The organism is Methylobacterium symbioticum (assembly GCF_902141845.1).
Lineage (GTDB): Bacteria > Pseudomonadota > Alphaproteobacteria > Rhizobiales > Beijerinckiaceae > Methylobacterium > Methylobacterium symbioticum.
The window spans coordinates 145,796-164,901 of sequence record NZ_CABFPH010000002.1 but is presented as its reverse complement, the minus strand read 5'-3'; the positions used below and the strand labels follow the sequence as shown (position 1 = coordinate 164,901).

19 protein-coding genes and 1 other RNA gene are annotated in these 19,106 nt (G+C 70.9%); 9 read left to right on the top strand and 11 right to left on the bottom strand.

What is annotated here, in order from left to right:
* The 3 genes from dnaX to MET9862_RS01655 form a co-directional block, all read right to left on the bottom strand.
* Positions 1–874: DNA polymerase III subunit gamma/tau (gene dnaX / locus MET9862_RS01665; protein ID WP_142581372.1), on the bottom strand; the 874-nt coding region annotated here is incomplete at its 3' end.
* An 80-nt stretch (positions 875–954) separates the two neighbouring features.
* Positions 955–1,053: signal recognition particle sRNA small type (gene ffs / locus MET9862_RS01660), an RNA gene on the bottom strand.
* A 66-nt stretch (positions 1,054–1,119) separates the two neighbouring features.
* Entirely contained in the window at positions 1,120–1,380 is a 261-nt protein-coding gene (locus tag MET9862_RS01655) for a PepSY domain-containing protein (RefSeq protein ID WP_142581371.1), read from the bottom strand.
* Positions 1,381–1,526: 146 nt separating this feature from the next.
* Here MET9862_RS01655 and MET9862_RS01650 point away from each other — a divergent pair, with 146 nt between their 5' ends.
* Complete coding sequence (locus MET9862_RS01650; protein ID WP_142581370.1) at positions 1,527–3,059, top strand: YifB family Mg chelatase-like AAA ATPase; 1,533 nt, start codon at positions 1,527–1,529, stop codon at positions 3,057–3,059.
* A 133-nt stretch (positions 3,060–3,192) separates the two neighbouring features.
* Here the strand turns inward: MET9862_RS01650 and MET9862_RS01645 are convergent, their stop codons facing one another.
* Positions 3,193–3,636 carry a MarR family winged helix-turn-helix transcriptional regulator gene (locus tag MET9862_RS01645; protein WP_142581369.1) on the bottom strand — a complete coding sequence of 148 codons (444 nt, stop codon included), beginning with the start codon at positions 3,634–3,636 and terminating at the stop codon, positions 3,193–3,195.
* A gap of 150 nt (positions 3,637–3,786) precedes the next feature.
* On the opposite strand from MET9862_RS01645, the gene MET9862_RS01640 reads away from it, so the two are divergent.
* The gene (locus tag MET9862_RS01640; RefSeq protein ID WP_142581368.1) at positions 3,787–4,038 is read left to right on the top strand and encodes a hypothetical protein; all 252 of its coding nucleotides are present in this window, start codon (positions 3,787–3,789) and stop codon (positions 4,036–4,038) included.
* Positions 4,039–4,090: 52 nt separating this feature from the next.
* On the opposite strand, the gene MET9862_RS01635 is transcribed toward MET9862_RS01640, so the two are convergent.
* From MET9862_RS01635 to MET9862_RS01615, 5 genes are all read right to left on the bottom strand, one after another.
* On the bottom strand, positions 4,091–4,798 hold the full coding sequence (locus tag MET9862_RS01635) for a glutathione S-transferase (protein ID WP_142581367.1): 708 nt from the start codon (positions 4,796–4,798) through the stop codon (positions 4,091–4,093).
* 69 nt (positions 4,799–4,867) lie between these two features.
* On the bottom strand, positions 4,868–5,290 hold the full coding sequence (locus MET9862_RS01630; protein ID WP_142581366.1) for a hypothetical protein: 423 nt from the start codon (positions 5,288–5,290) through the stop codon (positions 4,868–4,870).
* Between the two features lie 190 nt (positions 5,291–5,480).
* Positions 5,481–5,864, bottom strand: coding sequence for a hypothetical protein (locus tag MET9862_RS01625; protein WP_142581365.1), 384 nt, complete (start codon positions 5,862–5,864; stop codon positions 5,481–5,483).
* A 192-nt stretch (positions 5,865–6,056) separates the two neighbouring features.
* A complete protein-coding gene (locus MET9862_RS01620; protein WP_142581364.1) occupies positions 6,057–7,925 on the bottom strand; it encodes a methylmalonyl-CoA mutase subunit beta in 1,869 nt (622 codons plus the stop codon).
* A gap of 138 nt (positions 7,926–8,063) precedes the next feature.
* Positions 8,064–8,867 (bottom strand): undecaprenyl-diphosphate phosphatase, encoded by an 804-nt coding sequence (locus MET9862_RS01615; RefSeq protein WP_142581363.1) that lies wholly within the window; start codon positions 8,865–8,867, stop codon positions 8,064–8,066.
* Between the two features lie 236 nt (positions 8,868–9,103).
* Between MET9862_RS01615 and MET9862_RS29900 the strand changes: the two genes are divergently transcribed.
* Genes MET9862_RS29900 through MET9862_RS01600 form a run of 3 tightly spaced genes read left to right on the top strand, consistent with a single transcriptional unit; the run spans position 9,104 to position 11,810 of the window.
* Positions 9,104–9,796, top strand: a complete 693-nt coding sequence (locus tag MET9862_RS29900; protein ID WP_142581362.1) for a glutathione S-transferase family protein — start codon at positions 9,104–9,106, stop codon at positions 9,794–9,796.
* A gap of 38 nt (positions 9,797–9,834) precedes the next feature.
* A complete protein-coding gene (gene queG, locus MET9862_RS01605) occupies positions 9,835–10,950 on the top strand; it encodes a tRNA epoxyqueuosine(34) reductase QueG (RefSeq protein WP_280178946.1) in 1,116 nt (371 codons plus the stop codon).
* Positions 10,947–11,810 (top strand): SDR family oxidoreductase, encoded by an 864-nt coding sequence (locus MET9862_RS01600; RefSeq protein WP_142581361.1) that lies wholly within the window; start codon positions 10,947–10,949, stop codon positions 11,808–11,810. Before queG ends, MET9862_RS01600 begins: the two co-directional genes overlap by 4 nt.
* 219 nt (positions 11,811–12,029) lie before the next feature.
* On the opposite strand, the gene olsB is transcribed toward MET9862_RS01600, so the two are convergent.
* Both olsB and MET9862_RS01585 read right to left on the bottom strand, forming a co-directional pair.
* Positions 12,030–13,049 (bottom strand): l-ornithine N(alpha)-acyltransferase, encoded by a 1,020-nt coding sequence (gene olsB / locus MET9862_RS01590; protein WP_142581360.1) that lies wholly within the window; start codon positions 13,047–13,049, stop codon positions 12,030–12,032.
* A gap of 144 nt (positions 13,050–13,193) precedes the next feature.
* The gene (locus tag MET9862_RS01585; RefSeq protein WP_142581359.1) at positions 13,194–13,580 is read right to left on the bottom strand and encodes a DUF2267 domain-containing protein; all 387 of its coding nucleotides are present in this window, start codon (positions 13,578–13,580) and stop codon (positions 13,194–13,196) included.
* A gap of 181 nt (positions 13,581–13,761) precedes the next feature.
* Here MET9862_RS01585 and MET9862_RS01580 point away from each other — a divergent pair, with 181 nt between their 5' ends.
* The 4 genes from MET9862_RS01580 to MET9862_RS01565 all read left to right on the top strand — a co-directional run bounded on the left by MET9862_RS01580 (position 13,762) and on the right by MET9862_RS01565 (position 19,099).
* On the top strand, positions 13,762–15,297 hold the full coding sequence (locus MET9862_RS01580; RefSeq protein WP_142581358.1) for a helicase HerA-like domain-containing protein: 1,536 nt from the start codon (positions 13,762–13,764) through the stop codon (positions 15,295–15,297).
* A gap of 208 nt (positions 15,298–15,505) precedes the next feature.
* Positions 15,506–16,105 (top strand): isochorismatase family protein, encoded by a 600-nt coding sequence (locus MET9862_RS01575; protein WP_142581357.1) that lies wholly within the window; start codon positions 15,506–15,508, stop codon positions 16,103–16,105.
* A gap of 66 nt (positions 16,106–16,171) precedes the next feature.
* Complete coding sequence (gene poxB / locus MET9862_RS01570) at positions 16,172–17,905, top strand: ubiquinone-dependent pyruvate dehydrogenase (protein ID WP_142581356.1); 1,734 nt, start codon at positions 16,172–16,174, stop codon at positions 17,903–17,905.
* A 153-nt stretch (positions 17,906–18,058) separates the two neighbouring features.
* On the top strand, positions 18,059–19,099 hold the full coding sequence (locus MET9862_RS01565; RefSeq protein WP_142581355.1) for an NADP-dependent oxidoreductase: 1,041 nt from the start codon (positions 18,059–18,061) through the stop codon (positions 19,097–19,099).
* Positions 19,100–19,106: the final 7 nt, after the last annotated feature.

Below are 19,106 nucleotides of genomic sequence, written 5' to 3'. Positions count from 1 at the left end.
ACCGCGTGGCGCCACCCGATGAGCCTTGCCCGGGCGTCGGACGGCGCATGCCGGACGATGAGCGCAACCCCGGGCAGGACGCGAGCCGGACGAGGCCGGCCCCGTGGGCGATGGCCTGGTCGAGGAGGGAGAGCGCGTCGCGCACCGAACCCTCGGCGGCGCGCACCAGGGCGCCGAGCGCCTCGTCCTCGACCGCGACGCCCTCCGCTCCGCAGATGCGCTTGAGATGGGCGGCGAGCACGTCGGCCTCGACGCGGCGCAGGTCGAAGCGCTGGCAGCGCGAGAGGATCGTGACCGGGACCTTGCGGATCTCGGTGGTGGCGAACACGAACTTGGCGTGAGGCGGCGGCTCCTCCAGGGTCTTCAGGAAGGCGTTGAACGCCTTCTCCGAGAGCATGTGGACCTCGTCCACGATGTAGACCTTGTAGCGGGCCGAGACGGGGGCGTAGCGGATGCCGTCGATGATGCCGCGCACGTCGTCGATGCCGGTATGCGAGGCGGCGTCCATCTCCAGCACGTCCATGTGCCGGGATTCCATGATCGCCTGGCAGTGCAGGCCGAGTTCCGGCATCGTCACGGTGGGGCCGGTATCGGGCGCGCCGGTACGGAGATAGTTCAGCCCGCGGGCGAGGATGCGCGCCGTGGTGGTCTTGCCGACGCCGCGCACGCCCGTCAGCATCCAGGCCTGCGGGATGCGGCCGGCTGCGAAAGCGTTGCCCAGCGTGCGCACCATGGCGCCCTGGCCGATCAGGTCGTCGAAATTCTGGGGCCGGTACTTGCGCGCGAGCACCCGGTAGGGCGCGGCCGCGGCGGGCTTGGCGCTGAATCCGGGAAGCCCCGGCGCGTCGTCAGGGGTGCCGGTGCGCGCGTCCATGCGACCAATCGTGGGCGCCGGGCGACCGCCTCGGACCGCGCTCGGCCGGGCGGTCCGCGATGCGCGGCGCATCGGAGAAAGGGTGGGAGGCTGGACGAAGACCCGCTCGGTCTCGTTAGGGCTGCTTCCTTCCGGACCTGACCCGGTTGGCGAGTGATACGTCCCTCGCCAACCCCCCGCCGCCTATATGGCCGGATGGCCGCGCGGATGCAAGCCGATGGGCGGCGCGATGCGCGGCCTGCCGCTCACTCCGCCTTGCGCTTCACGATGGCGAGCGTCTTCGGGTCGAGCTTGAGGTCGAACTGCTTGCCGTTGGCGTCGATGGCATCGTCCACCTCGATCATGCCGTCGTCGAGCTCGATCTCCTTCCACTTGGTGAAGCCCTCCTGCTTGAGCATGGCCTCGACCTTGGCCTGCTGGTCGGGCGGAAGCTTCTCGTCGGCGCGCGCGGTCGCCGTGAGGGCGAGGCCGAGGGCGAGGGCGGCGAGAACGGGGATCGGACGCATGACGATTTCCTCCTGGGACATCGGACTTTGCCGGACAGGCGTCCGATGAACAGACGGGGGCGGAGCTGGTTCCAAGGCCAAGCTCAGGTTGTCAGAGCTTAGTCCCACCCTTAGGCTCATCGTCCCGGCCTGAGGATTATTCGCGCATGGTCATCCGCGTCGCCACCGTCGCCTTCGAAGGGATCGAGGCGCGGGCCGTGGACGTGCAGGTGCAGATCATCCCCGGCGCCGTCCATTTCGCCGTGGTCGGCCTGCCCGACAAGGCGGTGGCCGAATCGCGCGAGCGGGTGCGCGGCGCCCTCATCGCCTCGGGTCTGGCGCTGCCGGCCAAGCGCATCACCGTGAACCTCGCCCCGGCCGATCTGCCGAAGGAGGGCTCCCATTACGACCTGCCGATCGCGCTCGGCGTCATGGCGGCGATCGGCGCGATCCCGGCCGACGCGCTCGCCGGCTACTGCGTGCTCGGCGAACTCGCCCTCGACGGCGCGATCACCGCCGTGAACGGCGTGCTGCCCGCCGCCATCGGAGCGGCCGCGCGCGGGCTCGGCCTGATCTGTCCCGGCCCCTGCGGCCCGGAAGCCGCCTGGGCCGGCGGCGACCTCGACGTACTGGCTCCGCGCTCGCTCATCCAACTCGCCAACCACTTCAAGGGCAGTCAGGTCATGGCCCGGCCGGAGCCGGCGATCGCCGCACCGGCCGGGTCACTCCCCGACCTTGCCGACATCAAGGGCCAGGAGGGCGCCAAGCGCGCCCTGGAGATCGCGGCGAGCGGCGGGCACAATCTTCTGTTCAACGGGCCGCCCGGAGCCGGCAAGTCGATGCTCGCCGCGCGGTTGCCTTCGATCCTGCCGCCGCTGTCGCCGCGCGAGCTTCTCGACATCTCGATGATCCAGTCCGTGGCGGGGGAACTCCGCGAAGGGGCGCTCTCGAACCGGCGTCCCTTCCGCCAGCCGCACCATTCGGCCTCGATGGCGGCGCTGGTCGGCGGCGGCCTCGGTGCGAAGCCCGGCGAGGCCTCCCTCGCGCATGGCGGCGTGCTTTTCCTCGACGAATTGCCGGAATTCACGCCGCAGGTGCTGGATTCCCTGCGCCAGCCCATGGAGACCGGCGAGGTGATGATCGCGCGGGCCAACCACCGCGTGGTCTACCCGGCCCGCTTCCAACTCGTCGCGGCCATGAATCCCTGCCGCTGCGGGCAGGCCCTGGAGCCGGGCTATGCCTGTCGGCGCGGGCCGAACGCGCGCTGCGCCGCCCAGTACGGCGCGCGCATCTCGGGCCCGCTCCTCGACCGGATCGACCTGCGCATCGAGGTGCCGGCGGTGAGCGCCGCGGACCTGATCCTGCCGCCCCCCGCCGAGGGCTCGCGCGAGGCCGCGGCCCGGGTCGCCGCGGCGCGCGCGGCGCAGGGCCAGCGCTTCGCGGCCCATGGGCTGCCCGCCTCGACCACCAACGCCACCTGCCCGGCGGCGCTGATCGAGCAGGTGGCGAGCCCCGATGCGGAGGGTGCGGCGCTCATCCGCACGGCCGCCGACTCGTTGCGGCTCTCGGCCCGTGGATTCCACCGCACGCTACGCGTCGCCCGCACCCTGGCCGATCTCGACGGCGAGCCTCGCGTGCGCCGGGTGCATCTCGCGGAAGCGCTGTCCTATCGCGGGCGGAGCGAGCCGGTGGCGGCCTGAGCCGTCGCCTCCGGCGGAGCCGGCGCCTGGTCCACCGGGACGGACGAGGTGCCGGTCTCCGCTCGCTCGGGAGAGGCGGCGCATCGTGCCTGATCCCCGGTGTCGTGCTCCGCCAAGCCGCGATCCGGATGCCTCAGGGCGTACCCACCACCCGCTTCACGAGGTCCCGCAGCTGATCGAGGTCGGCCTCGCCGATCCCGTCCCGGTAGGCATCCTGCACGCCGCGCCAGAGCGGGAGCGCGCGCGCGAGCATCGCCCGGCCCGCTTCCGTGAGGATCACCCGGCGCGCCCGCCTGTCCTCGGCATCGGGCTCGATCGCGAGCAGGCCGCGCCGGGTCAGCGGCTTGAGATTCGCCGTCACCGTGGTCCGGTCCATGTCCAGCTGGTCGGCAAGCCCCGAGATGGTCGGAGGCACGGCGCGGTCGGTCGCCATCAGCAGCGTGAACTGCCACCCCGACAGGCCGAGGGGGCGGAAGGCGGTGTCGTAGCGCCGGCCGACCGCGCGCGCGAGGCGCTGCGACGCGAGGCCGATGCAGCAGGCAGCGACCGTATCCGCGACGGAGGGGTCGTCGCCCATCCTGTCCTCCCAATTACGTTCATATCAACCGATGTGCGCAGCGGCACGTCATTCCAATCAAATTAGGTGCATATCAACCCTGTCGCAAGCGAGCGACCGGGGGCTGCCTCGATCGAGAGACGCTTCCCGATCACGGAATGGAGATGGATCATGAAGACGCGCATCCTCACCGGCCTGGCCCTCGGTGCCTTCAGCCTCGCCGCCCTCGGCACGGCGGCCAGCGCCGGAGACTCTCGCAACGTGGCCACCCAGGCCATCGCGGCGGAACGTACAGGCTCGATCGTGGTGCCCCATGCCTACACCGCGGGCCGCAGTGCCGCGGCGGTGGCGGAGCAGGCCGCCGGTGCCTATGAGAACACGCTGCACCTCTTCGGTGCGCGCACCGACAACGCGCCGTTCTGAGGCGCATCGGCTCCACGGGCCCGGTCCATCGCGACCGACCCGTGGGCCCGGATCAGGCCTCGAACTCCGGGTAGCGGCGGAAGATCCCCTGCTCGTTGAAGGGCAGGCGCCGCGGGCTCGCGAGATACGTGGCGATGCGCGGGCGCTGCCGCACCGCATCGTGCAGGCGCGCGACCTGTCTGGACGCGCCGAGGACGCCCCCCATGGTCTTCGGGAAGGCGTAGAGTAGTCCGTCCACGAGCTGGAACAGGGAAAGGTCGGCGTAGCTCAGCTGGCCGCTGACCAGATGGGATCCTCCGGCCCGGCCGAGCAGGTGTTCGAACCAAGCCAGGAATTCCGGGATGCGATTGCGGCAGAAATCCCCGGCGCGCCGCGCTGCCTCCGGCGTCTGCTTCTCGTAGGTCAGGCTGAGCGCGACCGGATGATGGGTGTCGTGCGCCTCGGCGACCATGTCGGCGATGGTGAGCTGGATCTGGTGCGTCCAGAGCCGGTCGGCCGGATCCACACCGACCAGGCCGAGTTTCGGTCCGAGTTGGAGCAGGATGGCCGCCGTCTGGCCGACCATCAGGTCGCCGTCCTTCAGGAATGGGCAGGCGAAGGGTGGTCGTGGCCGGTCCGGATCTTCCAAAATCCGCATCATCGCCGGACGGCCCGCCTCGCGGGCGACGTCCACGTAATCGGCGTCGGCCTCCTCCAGGGCGAGGCGGACGAACTCGCCGCGCCCCTGGATCGTCGGCCAGTCATAGAGCTCGTAAGCCATGGCATCCTCCACAGCCGTCAGGCCGGGGAGGGCGACCGGGTTCCGCGCAACGCGTGAGGCGCTGCGGCGCTAATGCGCCGCTTCTTCCTCCACCGCGGCCTTCTCGGCCGGGGGCTCGGCGCTCGCCACGGCCTTGCGCTCCAGCATCGGCTGGATGCGGGCGGCGAGCTGCTGGTCGAGATGCTTGGCGTAGGCGCCCTTGAAGTAGCGCTCGCCGGTGCCCGGCCCGAACAGCCGGTCATGCGCCACCACCATGGCGTCCACCTCCGGCCGGCAGAGGAAGCCGATCACGCCAGCGGCCTGATACCAGCGGCCGGCGCGGGCATGGTTCATCGCACCGGGATTGGACATCACGGTCTCGGCGAAGCAATCGGTGGCGGCCTGACGCAGCGGGGCCAGCGTGGCCTCGGCATCCGGCCGCGCGCGCGGACGAGCCTCCGCGGTGGTGACGAGGGTGAGGACGGCCAGGGTTCCGAGCAGGGCGGTCTTCATGCGGGCTCTCGATCGGGGCGCGAACAGGCCGAGTATTCCTCCGCGATTGCGTCGGGAACAGGGCTTGAACGCGGCGTCCCTGCCGCGATGCAGTATTCCGGCCATATTGGCCGGCGCTTGTCGCCTCCAGGGCACACCGCCCAGGAACAGCGCCCATGCGCCGGTCGGAGAACCGTCCCGCCGGGTCCGTTCAGCCGCGCCGTTCGGCGTTCCAGCGCCCGCTGCACTGGTTGGAGCCGCTGGCCGTCCAGGTGCCGTTGCCGTAGCCGCCCGCCGCGAGCCGCCCGACCACGTTGGCACTGCCCAGGCTGTTCGAGATCGTGGCACGCACCGTCCCGTTCGGCGCGACCCGTCCGCTGATCTGGAAATCGCCGCCCGGATAGCTCGCCTGTCCCTGCTCGATGCGCACGCCGTAGCGGTAGGCCCGGTCGCAGCTTCCCGATTCGGTGATCACCTCGATGCTCCAATTGCCGTCGAAGCGGTTCGGCACCTGAGCCTTCCGCGTCGCGGCCTCGGCGGCGCCCAGGCTCGCGGCGAACAGCGGCAGGGCCGCGAGGAGGGGGAGGGCCTTCATGGCGTTCTGCTGTCCCGTTACGCTTGGCTCGACCCGGAAACTCGCCAGCGCCGCAACGGTTGCACTGCGGGAACGCGGCGCGCCCGGAGCGGAACCCGGGACCCCCCCCTCGCGCACCGGAGAGGGGGGCCGTGCCCTGTCCTGCAGGCTCTCAGTCCATGCCCGCAAGGCGGACGGGACCGGCGTCCGGCCTCAGCCCGTCACGGCTCGCCGCAGCGCTTCGTTGAGGAGGGCGAGGAGATCGCAGCCCGCGAACAGGAAGGCGTGAACGCCCGCCTCCTTCAGCGGCTCGGCGAGGTCGCCCGGCTTGCCGGCGAGGTAGATCGTGCCGGCCCCGGCCTCCTTCAGAGCCTGGGCGGCGGCGACCGCGCGCTCGGCGTAGATCGCGTCCGAAGAGCAGAGACAGGCGAGGGCGGCGCCCGATGCCTTGAAGGCCTCCGCCAAGGCGGCGTCGTCCGCGAAGCCCTCGGTGCCGAGCGCCTCGATGCCGCCAGCGGCGAAGGCATTCGCCGCGAAGGTGGCGCGGGTGTTGAAGGCGGAGAGCGGTCCGAGATTGGCCAGGAACACGGCCGGACGCCGCCCGCTCTTGGCGAGCACCGCGTCGGAGGCGTCGCGCAGGGCCTCGAAGGGCTCGGCGAGGCGTTGCGCGGGCAGCGCGTCGCAGGCCACCGCCGCGCCGGCCCCGAAATTCGAGGTCGCAGCCGGCGCGACCGGCGCCACGTCGAGGACGGCCACCGGCTTCTCGGCGAGGAACGGGAACTCGGTCGCGCCGGTGAGCGCCTCGCGCCGCGTCGCGATGTTGCGCGCCCGTGCCTCGCGCACGGCCTCGATCCGCCGCTGCAGCTTGCCGACGCTGAGGGAGGCGACGATGCCGCCCTCGCGCTCGATCGTCTGGAAGGCCTCCCAGGCTTTCTCGGTGAGATCGGCGGTGAGCGCCTCGAACCCGCCCGCGCCGGCCGCCGGATCGGAGACGCGGGCAAGGCCCGATTCCTCCAGCAGGACGATCTGGCTGTTGCGGGCGACGCGACGGGCGAAGGCATCGGGCAGGCCCAGCGCCTGGGTGTAGGGCAGGAGCGTCACCGAATCGGCGCCGCCGAGGCCCGCCGCCGTGGCCGCCATGGCGGTGCGCAGGATGTTCACGAAGGGGTCGCGCCGGGTCATCATCCGCCACGCGCTCTCGGCATGCAGCCGCAGCGGCTTCGGGTCGAGCCCGCAGGCCTGCTCGACCCGGGCCCAGAGGCGGCGCATGGCGCGGAACTTGGCGATGCCCGCGAACTCGTCGGCATCCGCCGCCAGCAGCACGCCGATCGCGTCGCGGGCGCGGCCGAGGTCGTGGCCCTCGGCTTCCAGGGCGCGCAGATAGGTGACGGCGGTGGCGAGCACGGCGGCGAGCTCGTCCACCTCGCCCGCGCCGCCCTCGTGGTAGGGGCGCCCGTCCGCGAGCAGCGCCCGGCCGGTGAAGCCGGCCTCATCGAATGTGCGCAGGGTCGCGCCGAGCTTCGGCACGATGTCGGTCCAGACCGCGCCGAGGCTGCCCGTGCCGGCGAGCCGGCCCACGGGATCGATGCCGAGGTCGATGTCGAGGGCCGCGAGGTCGTCGCCGCGCTTGGCCGCCAGGCCCTTGAGCAGTTCGGCCGCCTCAAGCGCCTGGCCGCCCGCATCGAGGCGCAGCGCGATCAGCGGCAGCATCACGCCCGAAAGCGCGGCGTCGAGATCGTCAACGCTGGTGGCGGTGAGGCCGTAGCCGCGCGCGGCCGGAGCGCCGGAGAAAACGAGGGTCAGCGCGTCGGCGCCGCCCTCGAGATCGGCGAGCGCCTGCCGGTTCGCCGAAGCGGATTCCGGATGGTCGACCCGCTGCGCCACCCGCCAGGGGCCGGGGGCGCGTACCGGCTGCGCTGTCGGCGCGGCGGGATCGTAGAGCGGTTCGATGCGCAGGCCGTCCGCGGTCTTCGAGACCAGCCGCTTCTCGAAATCCGCGCCCTTGAGCACGCCCTCGACGAGGCCGAGCCAGCGCTCGCGCGTGGCAGGCGCGAAAAGGTCGGCGAGCGGTCTGTCTTCCATGCGCGTAAGCCCCCTCGAGTCCTCTGGCCGGCGGTTACACCCGCCCTGTCTTCGTCACCTGCCCTGGCACAGCCTCTTGGGCCTGGCAATCGGGGCGAAGGTCGAAGCCGGGGGGCCGGGGCACCGGCGGGGCGCGCCTCACCCGAAGATGATCAGCCCGGCAAAGCCCAGCGAGCCGACGATGATGCGCCACCATGCGAACAGCCAGAAGCCGTGCCGAGCCACGTAATCGAGCACGGTGCGCACCACGATCAGCGCCGAGATGAAGGCCACCACGAAGCCGATCACGATCAGGCCGACATCGTCGGCGTGGAGATTCTTGTAATTGTCGAGCAGGTCCTTGGCGAAGGCCCCCGCCATGGTCGGCATCGCGAGGTAGAACGAGAACTCGGTGGCGGAGCGCTTGTCGGCGCCCATCAGCATGGCGCCAACGATGGTGGCGCCCGAGCGGGAGACGCCGGGTATCATGGCGAGGCACTGGAAGATCCCGATCTTCAGCGCCATCGGCAGGCTGAAATCGTAGACGTCGGTCTTCTTCACCTCGAGGTCCGTGTCGTCGAGGACGAGGAGGACGAGGCCGCCCGCGACCAGCGTCGCGCAGACGATCCACGGATTGAACAGGTAAGCCTTGATCACCTTCGAGAAGAGGCCGCCGACGATCGCCGCCGGCAGGAAGGCGAGCAGCACCGCGAGCACGAAGCGCCGCGCGTTCGGATCATTGGGCAGCGCCAGGGCCACGCCCAGCAGGCGCCGGAAATAGACGGCCAGAATCGCCAGGATGGCGCCGAGCTGGATCAGCACCTCGAAGGTGTTGTTGGGCGAGTGGAAGTCGATGAAATGTCCGACGAGGAGCTGATGCCCGGTGGACGAGACGGGGATGAACTCGGTCGCGCCCTCGACGACGGCGAGCACGACCGCTTTCGCGATGCTCATCGCATCCATCATCATCCACCTCGAATCGTGCTTGAGCGGGCCGCGCGGCTTCGGCGCGGCATCGGATTGTGCACCGCGGGCTGCACAGCAAGCCTTCGGCCATCGTGGTTGACGGGCGGTTACCGGAGCCGGCGGAGCGTGTTAAGGGGGCGGCAAGGATCGGGCAATATGTCTCAAGGTCGCTCGATTGCGCGAAATTCAGTGCGGGGCTCCCGCGCGCTGCCCCGCCCCCTCGCACGGCCTCGATGGCGACGCTCTATCACTTTCCCTTCTGCGCCAATTCCCGCTTCATCCGGCTCGTGCTGGCCGAGATGGGCATGGAGCCGGTCCTCCTTGAGGAGAAGCCCTGGGAGCGGCGGGACGACTTCCTGCTGATCAACCCGGCCGGCTCCACGCCGGTGATGCTGGAGCAGAGCGGGCTCGTCATCCCGGGCGCCGGGATCATCGCCGAATATCTCGACGAGACGCGGGGGCTCGGTCTCAGCGGCCGGCGCATGATGCCAGAGGGCACGGCCGATCGCGTCGAGGTGCGCCGCCTGCTCGAGTGGTTCCTCGTCAAGTTCGAATCCGAGGTGACGGGCTACCTCGTCACCGAAAAGATCGCCAAGCGCTTCATGTCGATGGCCGAGGGCGGCGGCCCGCCGGACATGCACGCGATCCGCGCCGCGCGCACCAACGTGCGCTACCACCTGAAATACATCGGCTACCTGATCGCCCGGCGGCGCTGGATCGCCGGCGACCATCTGACCTATGCGGATCTCGCCGCGGCGGCCCATCTCTCCTGCGTCGACTATCTCGGCGACGTGCCCTGGGACGAGGACGAGACGGCGCGGGATTGGTATGCGCGGGTGAAATCCCGCCCCTCCTTCCGCAGCCTGCTCGCCGACCGGGTGCCGGGCATGGCGCCGGCGGCGCATTACGCGGACCTGGATTTCTGACCGCACGACGGACCTACGAAGGGGCGGAGCTCAGGCGGCTGGTCGAGGATCGGGCCCGCACGCTCGGCTTCTGCGCGCTCGCCATCACCCGTCCGGAGGCCGTGCCGCTCCTGCCCGGGCGCCTGCGCGCCTGGCTCGAAACGGGCGCCCAGGGCGACATGGCCTGGATGGCGGAGCGGGCCGACCAGCGCGGCAGCCCGCCGGTGCTCTGGCCGGAGGTGCGCAGCATTCTCGTCCTCGCCATGAGCTACCGGCCGGAGACGGATCCGCTCACCCTGCTCGAGGCCCGCGACCGCGGCGCCATCGCCGCCTATGCGCAGCGGCGGGACTATCACGACGTGTTGAAGGGCAAGCTCAAGGAACTCGGCGGCTATGTCTCGGCCAAGGCCGGGCGGCCGGTGAAGGTGTTCGTCGACACCGCGCCCGTGATGGAGAAGCCGCTGGCGGAGGCCGCCGGCCTCGGCTGGCAGGGCAAGCACACGGTGCTGATCTCGCGCCAGCACGGCAACTGGCTCCTGCTCGGCGCGATCTACACGGCGGCCGCGTTCGAGCCAGACGCGCCGGGTCGCGACCATTGCGGAACCTGCCGGGCCTGCCTCGATGCCTGCCCGACCGACGCCTTCCCCGGCCCCTACCAGCTCGATGCGCGGCGCTGCATCTCCTACCTCACCATCGAGCATGCCGGCCCGATCGCCCCGGAATTCCGGGCCGCCATGGGCAACCGCATCTTCGGCTGCGACGATTGCCTCGCGGTCTGTCCCTGGAACAAGTTCGCCCGTGACGGGGCGGAGGCGCGGCTGGCGGCGCAGGACGACCTCGCGAGCCCGCCGCTCGCGGACCTCGCCGCCCTCGACGATTCGGGGTTTCGCGCGCGTTTCGCCGGCACGCCGATCAAGCGGACGGGGCGGGACCGGTTCCTGCGCAACGTCCTGATCGCCATCGGCAATGCCGGCGACCCCGCGCTCTGCGCCGCGGCGCTGGCGCGTCTCGACGATCCGTCGCCGCTGGTGCGGGGCATGGCGGTCTGGGCCGCTTCGCGCTACCTCGACGCCGACGCGCTCACCGCGCTGCACGCCCGGCACGGCGCCACCGAGGCCGACCCGCATGTGCGCGCCGAGTGGGACGCGGCCCTGTCTGCGGAGCCTGCGGCATGAATCTGTTCGTCTTCGGCCTCGGCTTCTCGGCCCGGCGCTTCGCCGAGAGCCGGAGGGACCGTTTCGATGCGGTCCGGGCGACGGTCACGGAGCCGGACAAGGCGCGGGCGCTCTCCGCGGAGACCGGCTTCACGGTCCGTGTCTTCGGGCCGGACGGCGCCGATCCCGACATCGCTGCAGAGCTTGCCGACACCGATGCGCTGCTCGTCTCCGTGCCGCCCGATGCCGAGGGCGATCCGGTGCTGCGGACCTACCGCGCGGCCATTGCGGACAGCCGCATCGGCTGGATCGGCTATCTCTCCACGATTGGCGTCTATGGCGACCATGGCGGCGCCTGGATCGACGAGGCCACCGCGCCCGCACCGCTGAGCGTACGCTCCAAGCTGCGGCTCGCCGTGGAGACGGCGTGGCTCGACCTCGGCCGCGAGACGGGCAAGGCGGTGCAGGTCTTCCGTCTCTCGGGCATCTACGGGCCCGGTCGCAACCCGATCGTGAAGCTGCGCGAGGGCCGCTCGCAGCGCATCGTCAAGGCGGGCCAAGTCTTCAACCGGATCCATATCGACGACATCGCCGCGACCCTGGCCGCCTCGATCGACCGCCCGCGGGCCGGCGCGGTCTACAACGTCACCGACGACGAGCCCGCGCCCCCGCAGGTGGTGACGGAATACGCGGCCCGGATCGCCGGCCTGCCATTGCCGCCGGAGATCGATTTCGAGACCGCCGATCTCAGCCCGATGGCCCGTAGCTTCTACGGCGAGAACAAACGCGTGCGGAACCGGCTGATCCGCGAGGAATTGGGTGTCACGCTCACCTTCCCGACCTATCGCGAGGGCTTGGCCGCGCTGAAGGACCAGGGGTAGCGCGCGAGCGCAGGGCCCAAGTCCAGGCTCTCCCTCCCCCCTCTGCGGGGGAGGGTGGCCCGCGAAGCGGGTCGGGAGAGGGGAGCCCGGCTTCAGGCTTTGGTACAACGTCGATGTCGAGCGCATCCTGTACCGTCGCACCCCTCTCCCGACCCCTGCTGACGCAGGGGCCACCCTCTCCCGCAGAGGGGAGAGGGAGAGTGTAGCGCTCCGGCCCCTTCACGCCGCGTGGCGGTTCGCCGCCGGGCCGAAATGGCCGAGATAGCGCGCGGCGATCGCCTCGACCGGGAGCACCACGAACACGTCCGTGGTGCCGAACTGGTGATCGACCACCGCCCCGTCGCCGAAGGTGGCGCCGACGCGCAGATAGCCCTTGATCAGCGGCGGCAGCGCCTGCAGCGCCGCCTTCATGTCGACCGCGTCGCGGGCGAGGCGATCCATCGGCACGTGCCGGCCTGGCAGGGCGCGGGCGCACCAGCCCTCCGGGGCGCGGGCATGGTGGTGGAGGAAGCTGAGCGGCAGGGCCAACCGCTCGGGGTCGGTCCCCTCCAGGCTGGCGCAGCCGATCAGCGCATCGATGCGGTGGTGCTGCAGGTAGGTGTAGATCCCGGCCCAGAGCAGCTCGACGGTGCGCTTGGTGCGGTAGGGCTTCAGGACGCAGGACCGGCCGAGCTCCAGGATGCGCTTGCCCGCCTGCGCTGCCAGGACCGGCGCGAGGTCGTACTCGCCGGCCGAGTAGAATCCGAAATGGCGCTCGGCCACCTCACCGCGCAGCAGCCGGTATGTGCCCACCACTTTCGGCCGTGCCTTGCGGAAGGGCTTGGCCTCAACCGCCGCGTGGTCGATCACGAGGAGATGGTCGCAGAGCGCGTCGTACTCGTCGGCGTCGCGACGGGAGAAGGCGGCCATCCCGGTCGGGATCGCCGACATCTCCTCGTAGAACACGCCGTAGCGCAGGCGCTGGGCGCGCCGCACCTCGGATTTCTTCACCGCGAGCCGTACCTCCAGCGTGCCGAGGCGGCCGAGGCTCGGGCCGAGGCCGGGCGTGGCGAACGGCGCCTTGAAGCGCTCGGGGAAGCGGATCGGGGTGGCGCCGGGCGGCACGAGGCTGCGGCCGCCGAAGCCCGGCAGGCCGGCCTCGGCGCTCTTGCGCTTCAGCTTGGCGATCGGCTCGGCAACCCCGCGGTTCCAGCCGCTCGCCCAGGCCGCGCCGGCCCCACGCGTGAAGTTCGCGACCATCGTCGAAAGCCTGCCCTCAAGGCCCCCGGCCGCCATCCCCCGGATGGCGAGATCCGCGCCTCGTGAGCCCACTCAAGATCACGAAGCGCGAACGGTTTTATGACACCCGGCGGCCGGATCGTCGCCGACTGCCTGGCAGCCGGTTCAGACGAACTGGTTGAGCCCCGGGATCGACCCGACGATCGGACCCATCACGTCCTCGCCCGCCTTCTCACGGCCGAAGGCGAACAGCTCCTGGCCGAGCGGCTGCATCTGGCCCATCGGCACGCCGGCCGACATCAGCTTCTGGCCAAGCGCCATCACGCCGCCGCCCATCATGCCGCCGAGCATGCCCATCAGGCCGCCACCGCCCTCGCCCGCGTTCGATTCGGCGACGAGCGCCTCGGAGCCGGGCAGCGCGGCCATGAGCTGGCTCACCTCCGTGGCCGGTCCCTCCTTCTGCAGGAAGGCCAGGATATGCCCGATCGCGGTCTGCGCCGTGGCGGCGTCGAGACCGGTGCGGCTGGTCACGCGGGCGATCAGTTCTTCCATGGGATCCGGCTTTCGCGAGAACGTGAGACCTGCGGTCATTCAGGCCTGCAGCCCTGGAAATCAAGCCGGGCCGCGTCTGGAAAACGTTACGCCGCACCGGCATAACCGTGGCTGAGCTATGCTCCGGAGCGGAACCGGTCTTCGGGCCGACTCTGGGGCGATCGAGCTGAGGATTCGGGCGATGGCGGACGACGGCACCCTCCTGGTCGGCAAGAGCACCGGACCGAGCCCGAAGCCGGAGGTGCTGACGCTACACCTCGCCAACCGGCATGGCCTGGTCGCCGGTGCCACCGGCACCGGCAAGACCGTGACGCTGCAAGTCCTGGCCGAGGGCTTCTCGAATGCCGGCGTCCCGGTCTTCGCCGCCGACATCAAGGGCGACCTCTCGGGGATCGCCGCGGCGGGCGAGGCGAAGCCGGTCTTCGTGAAGCGCGCCGAGGAACTCGGCATCGCCTACGAGCCCGATCGCTTCCCCACCGTGTTCTGGGACCTGTTCGGCGAGCAGGGCCACCCGATCCGCTGCACCGTGACCGAGATGGGCCCGCTGCTGCTCGCGCGCCTCCTCGAACTCAACGACACGCAGGAGGGCGTGCTCAACATCGCCTTCCGCGTCGCCGACGAGAACCAGTGGCCGGTCATCGACCTGAAGGACCTGCGCGCGCTGCTGACCTTCTGCTCGGAGAACCTGAAGGAGATCTCGGGCACCTACGGCAACGTCTCGGCCGCGAGCGTCGGCGCGATCCAGCGCCAGCTCCTCGTGCTGGAGAACCAGGGCGCCGACAAGTTCTTCGGCGAGCCGGCGCTGAACCTCGACGACTTCATGCGCAAGGACCGCGAGGGCCGGGGCTTCGTCAACATCCTGGCCGCCGACAAGCTCATGCAGCGGCCGAAGCTCTACGCCTCGTTCCTGCTGTGGATGCTCTCCGAGCTGTTCGAGCAGCTCCCCGAGGTCGGCGATCTCGACCGGCCGAAGCTGGTCTTCTTCTTCGACGAGGCGCATCTCCTGTTCAACGACGCGCCGAAGTCGCTCCTCGACGCCGTCGAGCAGGTGGTGCGGCTGATCCGCTCGAAGGGCGTCGGCGTCTATTTCGTGACGCAGAACCCCCTCGACGTGCCCGAGACCGTGCTCGGCCAGCTCGGCAACCGCGTGCAGCACGGGCTTCGCGCCTTCACGCCGCGCGACCAGCGCGCGGTCCGCGCCGCCGCCGAGACCTTCCGGCAGAATCCGGGCTTCGACGTCGCGCGGGCGATCACGGAACTCGGCGTCGGCGAGGCGCTGGTCAGCTTCCTGGAGGCCAAGGGTACCCCCTCGATGGTGGAGCGGGCGCTGATCGCCCCGCCGCAGGGCCGGGTCGGGCCGCTCACCGCGCAGGAGCGTGCCGAGATCATCGCGCAGAGCCCGCTGCGCGGCCGCTACGACGAGACGGTCGACAACGAGAGCGCCTACGAGATGCTGGCCAAGCGCAAGGGGCTCGACAGTGCCCCCGCCGAGGCCGCCGGCCAGAGCGAGGGCGGTCTCGGCGGCCTGCTCGGCGGGATCCTCGGCAACGTCCTCGGCGGCGGGGCGGCGCCGAAGGGCCGCGGCGGCCGTCGCCCGCCGCCGAGCCTCGTGGAGCAGGTGGTCTCGAACGCCGCCCGCTCCATGGCCCGCAGCGTCGGCAAGCAGGTCGGCGACGCCATCCTGCGCAACGTGCTGGGCGGGTTGACCAGGAAATAGCCGGGGCGCCCTCCGCTCGCTCTGCGGCGTGGGAGAAGCGACGGGAGCCGGATTGCACGCGGGCGTCCTCTCCCGATTGCGAGAGGGGGCGCGTCAAGGGTCCTGCGCGAATCCTCTGATGATCCCCCGAAAGGCGAAGCCCGCGCCCGGTTGAGTTTCCGCGCCGGCTCGCCCAGGCTCAGCGAAAGATCCCGGGAGGAAGACGATCATGGCGGACCTCAAGACCCTGCGCGGCCTGTCCGGCCTCGGCACCGATCCGGCGCCGCTCAAGGGCTCGGCGCTCTTGATGATCGACCTGCAGGAGACCTACCGCGACGGCGTGATGCGTCTCGAGAATGTCGAGCCCGCGATCCGCGAGGCCGCCGCGTTGCTGGAGCGGGCGCGGGCGGCCGGCACTCCGGTGTTCCATGTCCGGCACGATGCCGGGCCGGGCACGCCCTACGACGTCGCCGCCGCCATCGGCCAGATCAGCCCGGAGGTGGCGCCTCAAGGCGGGGAGGCGGTGATCACCAAGGCCTACCCGAGCGCCTTTGTCGGCACGGATCTCGAGGCGCAGTTGCGCGCGGCGAACGTGCAGGACGTGATCATGGCGGGCTTCATGACCCATATGTGCATCAACTCCACGGCCCGCTCGGCCTTCAGCCTCGGTTTCCGCCCGACCGTGGTCGCTGCCGCCACCGCGACCCGCGCCCTGCCGGCGCCGGACGGATCGGTGGTCCCGGCCGCCGCCCTCCAGGCCGCGAGCCTCGCGGCCCTGGCCGACCTGTTCGCGGTGGTCGCGCCCCGCGGGCAGGACATAGCGGGCTGACCGAAGCCGGCAGGAACCTCGGCGGCGCGGGGGTGTTCCGGCTCGGGGGCCACCGGGAGCCGGACCATGCGCATCACCAACGTCGCCGACCTCGTCGTCGAGACCCTGCAGGAAGCCGGCGTGCGCCGCATCTACGGCGTGGTCGGTGATAGCCTGAACGCGATCACCGAGGCGATCCGCGCGCGCGGCGTGATCGACTGGATCCATGTGCGTCACGAGGAGGCGGGCGCCTTCGCGGCCGGCGCCGAGGGGCAGATCAGCGGTGAACTGACGGTCTGCGCCGGCTCCTGCGGGCCGGGCCACGTCCACCTCATCAACGGGCTCTACGATTGCCACCGCTCCGGCACGCCGGTGCTCGCCATCGCCGCGCATATCCCCTCGGCCGAGATCGGCTCCGGCTATTTCCAGGAGACGCACCCGACCGAGCTGTTCCGCGAGTGCAGCCATTACTGCGAGCTGGTCTCCGACCCGGCGCAGCTTCCGTTCGTGCTGGAGAACGCCATGCGTGCGGCGATCGGCCAGCGCGGCGTCGCGGTGGTGGTGCTGCCCGGTGACGTGGCGATGAAGGAGGCGCCGAAGCGCGCGGTGACGCCCCGCGCCGGCCTGATCCCGCCCCGGCCCGTGGTGCGCCCGGCCGATGCCGATCTCGACGCGCTGGCCGGCCTCCTCAACGGGTCGCAGCGCGTGACGCTGCTCTGCGGACGCGGCTGCGCGGGAGCCCATGCCGAGCTGATGCAGCTCGCCGAGGCGCTGAAGAGCCCGATCGTGCACGCGCTCGGCGGCAAGGACCATGTCGAGTTCGACAACCCCTACGATGTCGGCATGACCGGCCTGATCGGCTTCTCCTCCGGCTACGCGGCGATGATGGGCTGCGAGACCCTGCTGATGCTCGGCACCGCCTTCCCCTACAAGCAATTCTATCCGCAGGACGCCAAGGTGGCGCAGGTCGACATCCGCGCGCACGAGCTCGGTCGCCGCTGCCGGATCGATCTCGGCCTCGTCGGCGATGTGACGGCGACGATCCGGGCACTCATGCCGAAGCTCGCGGTCAAGGACGACCGGCGCTGGCTCGATGCCAGCCTGAAGCACTACGTCAAGGCACGCGAGGGGCTGGACGAGCTGGCCGAGGCCAAGCCCGGCAGCACGCTGATCCACCCGCAATACCTCACCCGCGTGCTGAGCGAGATGGCTGCGGACGACGCCGTCTTCACCGCCGATGTCGGAACGCCCACCGTTTGGGCGGCGCGCTACCTCACGATGAACGGGCGCCGCCGGCTGATCGGCTCCTGGGTGCACGGCTCGATGGCGAACGCCATGGCCCAGGGCATCGGCATCCAGGCGTCGCAGCGGGACAGGCAGGTCATCGCGCTCTCCGGCGACGGCGGTTTCTCGATGCTGATGGGCGACTTCCTGACCCTGCGCCAGCATCGCCTGCCGCTGAAGGTCGTCGTGTTCAACAACGGGTCGCTCGGCTTCGTCGAGATGGAGATGAAGGCCGCGGGCTATCTCGAGACCGGCGTCGCCCTCGACAACCCGGACTTCGCCGCCATGTCGCGGGCCGCCGGCATCTTCGCGCTGCGCGTCGAGGAGCCGGGCGAATTGCCCGGCGCGGTGCGCGAGTTCCTGGCCTTCGACGGCCCCTCGCTCCTCGACGTGCGCGTGGCGCGCAACGAGCTGTCGATCCCGCCGAAGATCGGCGGCCAGCAGGTGAAGGGCTTCAGCCTCTACATGCTGCGGGCGGTGATGAGCGGGCGCGGCGATTCCGTCCTCGATCTCGCCAAGACCAACCTGATCCGATAGAGCGCGCTCTATCGTATTGTGGCCGCATGACGAGGCTGCTGAACCGGCTTCCACTGCGCCGCCTCATGCTCTAGACCCGACCCTGTAACGGTTCCAGAGACCGCCGCGGCACCACAAGCGGCGGCTCGTCGGCGCGCAGGCGAGGACGCGGTCATGGCCACGGACGCGGTCACGGCGACTGAACGGCAGGTCTGGCGTCTGCGGCGCCGCCCGGTGGGCGAGATCCGCGACGGCGATCTCACCCTGGAGCGCGAGGCGCTGCCGGAGCTGGCAGACGGCCAGTTCCTCCTCAAGATCCTCTACATCTCCCTCGACCCGACGAACCGCATCTGGATGAGCGATGCGGAAGGGTACATGCCCCCGGTCGGGCTCGGCGAGCCGATGCGCGCGCTGGTGGCCGGCCGCGTGGTGGCGAGCCGCAAGCCCGGCGTCGCGGAAGGCCAGATCTATTCGGGCCTCGGCGTCCTCGCCGATGCCATGATCACGGACGGCCAGGGGCTGAACCGGCTCGACCTGCCCAAGGGCCTGAGCCTCGCCACCGCCTTCGGGGCGCTGGGCATGGTCGGCCCAACCGCCTATTTCGGGCTCCTCGATATCGGCCGCCCGAAGGCGGGCGAGACCCTCGTGGTCTCGGCGGCCTCCGGCGGCGTCGGCCAGGTCGTCGGGCAGATCGGCAAGATCAAGGGTTGCCGCGTCATCGGCATCGCCGGCGGCCCCGAGAAGTGCCGCTACATCGTGGACGAGCTCGGCTTTGACGCGGCGATCGACTACAAGAACGAGGATGTCGGCGCCCGCCTCGACGCGCTGGCGCCGGACGGGGTCGACATCAATTTCGAGCAGGTCGGCGGCGCGATCATGCAGGCCGTGGTCGCGCGCCTGCGCCGCTTCGGCCGCATGCCGCTCTGCGGGCTGATCTCCGGCTACAACGACGTCGAGCCGGCTGACTGGCCCGGCAAGTGGGGTCTGGTGCTGATGCGGCGCCTGACCATCCAGGGCTTCATCATCCTCGACTATGTCGACCGCTACCCCGAGGCGATCCGCGATCTCGTCGGCTGGATGGCGGAGGGCAAGCTGAAGACCCGCCAGGACGTGCGCGACGGGCTCGACCGGGCGGTGGAGCACCTCAACAGCCTCTATACCGGCGGCAATTTCGGCAAGCTGCTGGTCCGCGTGAGCCCCGACGCCGAGGGCTGAGAGAGAT

Bases quoted from the DNA above. Each gene is read 5' to 3' on its own strand.
- MET9862_RS01655 (WP_142581371.1), bottom strand. From the start codon at position 1,380: ATGCGTCCGATCCCCGTTCTCGCCGCCCTCGCCCTCGGCCTCGCCCTC.
- MET9862_RS01650 (WP_142581370.1), top strand. From the start codon at position 1,527: ATGGTCATCCGCGTCGCCACCGTCGCCTTCGAAGGGATCGAGGCGCGG.
- MET9862_RS01645 (WP_142581369.1), bottom strand. From the start codon at position 3,636: ATGGGCGACGACCCCTCCGTCGCGGATACGGTCGCTGCCTGCTGCATC.
- MET9862_RS01640 (WP_142581368.1), top strand. From the start codon at position 3,787: ATGAAGACGCGCATCCTCACCGGCCTGGCCCTCGGTGCCTTCAGCCTC.
- MET9862_RS01635 (WP_142581367.1), bottom strand. From the start codon at position 4,798: ATGGCTTACGAGCTCTATGACTGGCCGACGATCCAGGGGCGCGGCGAG.
- MET9862_RS01630 (WP_142581366.1), bottom strand. From the start codon at position 5,290: ATGAAGACCGCCCTGCTCGGAACCCTGGCCGTCCTCACCCTCGTCACC.
- MET9862_RS01625 (WP_142581365.1), bottom strand. From the start codon at position 5,864: ATGAAGGCCCTCCCCCTCCTCGCGGCCCTGCCGCTGTTCGCCGCGAGC.
- MET9862_RS01620 (WP_142581364.1), bottom strand. From the start codon at position 7,925: ATGGAAGACAGACCGCTCGCCGACCTTTTCGCGCCTGCCACGCGCGAG.
- MET9862_RS01615 (WP_142581363.1), bottom strand. From the start codon at position 8,867: ATGGATGCGATGAGCATCGCGAAAGCGGTCGTGCTCGCCGTCGTCGAG.
- MET9862_RS29900 (WP_142581362.1), top strand. From the start codon at position 9,104: ATGGCGACGCTCTATCACTTTCCCTTCTGCGCCAATTCCCGCTTCATC.
- MET9862_RS01600 (WP_142581361.1), top strand. From the start codon at position 10,947: ATGAATCTGTTCGTCTTCGGCCTCGGCTTCTCGGCCCGGCGCTTCGCC.
- olsB (WP_142581360.1), bottom strand. From the start codon at position 13,049: ATGGTCGCGAACTTCACGCGTGGGGCCGGCGCGGCCTGGGCGAGCGGC.
- MET9862_RS01585 (WP_142581359.1), bottom strand. From the start codon at position 13,580: ATGGAAGAACTGATCGCCCGCGTGACCAGCCGCACCGGTCTCGACGCC.
- MET9862_RS01580 (WP_142581358.1), top strand. From the start codon at position 13,762: ATGGCGGACGACGGCACCCTCCTGGTCGGCAAGAGCACCGGACCGAGC.
- MET9862_RS01575 (WP_142581357.1), top strand. From the start codon at position 15,506: ATGGCGGACCTCAAGACCCTGCGCGGCCTGTCCGGCCTCGGCACCGAT.
- poxB (WP_142581356.1), top strand. From the start codon at position 16,172: ATGCGCATCACCAACGTCGCCGACCTCGTCGTCGAGACCCTGCAGGAA.
- MET9862_RS01565 (WP_142581355.1), top strand. From the start codon at position 18,059: ATGGCCACGGACGCGGTCACGGCGACTGAACGGCAGGTCTGGCGTCTG.